Origin of the sequence: Moorena sp. SIO4E2 (genome assembly GCF_010671945.1) — a bacterium.
Taxonomy (GTDB): domain Bacteria; phylum Cyanobacteriota; class Cyanobacteriia; order Cyanobacteriales; family Coleofasciculaceae; genus Moorena; species Moorena producens.
Genome location: NZ_JAAHIE010000217.1, coordinates 10,183 through 11,377, shown reverse-complemented (window position 1 = coordinate 11,377; position 1,195 = coordinate 10,183). Strand labels below are relative to the sequence as shown.

The window sequence follows — 1,195 nt, the reverse complement described above, 5'->3', positions numbered from 1 at the left end:
AGATATCAGCTATCTTTTTTTTCTTCTCAGATTTCACGCTTTCTAATCCAACACCGAGGAAGCAGAAACGCTTACCCATTAATTTTGACAAGGCTTGCATCCTTGATAAATTCCTTGGCCTGTCTTGTAGGTTTAAGGTTCCCCCACCCCAGGCTATGCAGTCACTTTTAAAGAGTAATAAAGTTCTTTTTAGTTTTGATAGTTGTGCATTCCTAAAGAACACAACTTTGTGACTCAAACCTTGGTAATAATTAGTTTGGCAACAGATAAATATTTTTTTGACATTTTTTTTTCTAGCAAAATAATCAGTTAACTGCTTCACAAATAAATCGTCGCCAATATTACCATAGCCGTAATAACCAATCAGGAAAATATTCACACTCTGTCCTTAAGATTCTCTCAATTTTATAGTCATTAATTAACAAGCAAAATGGCCTAAAAAACAAGTGAATTCAGCCAATTAGTTAGACAATAAGGGAGCATCTTAATCAGCGAGTACCATCAAGGTAAACATCCAAGCCAAATGTCGTAAGCATGGACGTAAGTACTCAGGATTTAATGAACTAGTTGAATTGGATGGCTGAATTTTATTTTAAAAGCAATTATAGATATAACTTCAGTAAAATTTTCACAATTCCGCAAAACTTGATGAAAACATTAACTAAACCAGTAACTAGATGAAGCTTTGATGAAAAAGACTTGAATAAAATGCCATTAACACCAAGTTAGAACCAACTGCTTGCTTGGCCTGGGAGTGGATCGACCTTGATGACACTAAACAGCTCATGGATTCGGTGAGCAAGGATGAATCCATGGCTACTGACGATCTAGCGTCTTATGATCTTAATAAGTTACATTTCCATCATCGGCTAATAACTCTATTCCGTTATTGGTGTACCACCCAGCAAGCTTCATGAATTCAAAACTTGAGCTATTTGTAGATTGCGACTGGACCATTCGCCAGCCGAGTGGTCAAGGTCGATTTATCGACCACCCTGACCAGCAAAAAGTGATTGAAGGAGCTGATAAAGCTCTGCAATCTTTCAAAAATGAGGGTTATATTATTTTTGGGGTGACCAATCAGGCTGGAGTTGCAGCCCGACATAAAACCCTGAAAAATTGTATTAAAGAGCAACAGAAAACTCTTAAATTACTTCCCCAGCTCAAAGGAATTATTTTTTGTCCTGACTATGGG

The 1,195-nt window shown here is 37.0% G+C and carries 1 protein-coding gene and 1 pseudogene; one reads left to right on the top strand and one right to left on the bottom strand.

All coding sequences use genetic code 11. The features are described 5' to 3' along the window. Nucleotides 1-379 (bottom strand): polysaccharide pyruvyl transferase family protein (locus tag F6K37_RS20995; RefSeq protein ID WP_287251907.1); only part of this gene is annotated, 379 nt, incomplete at its 3' end. 534 nt (nt 380-913) lie between these two features. Between F6K37_RS20995 and F6K37_RS20990 the strand changes: the two are divergent. Further along, nucleotides 914-1,195, top strand: a pseudogene (locus F6K37_RS20990) (polynucleotide kinase); the annotation flags it as partial.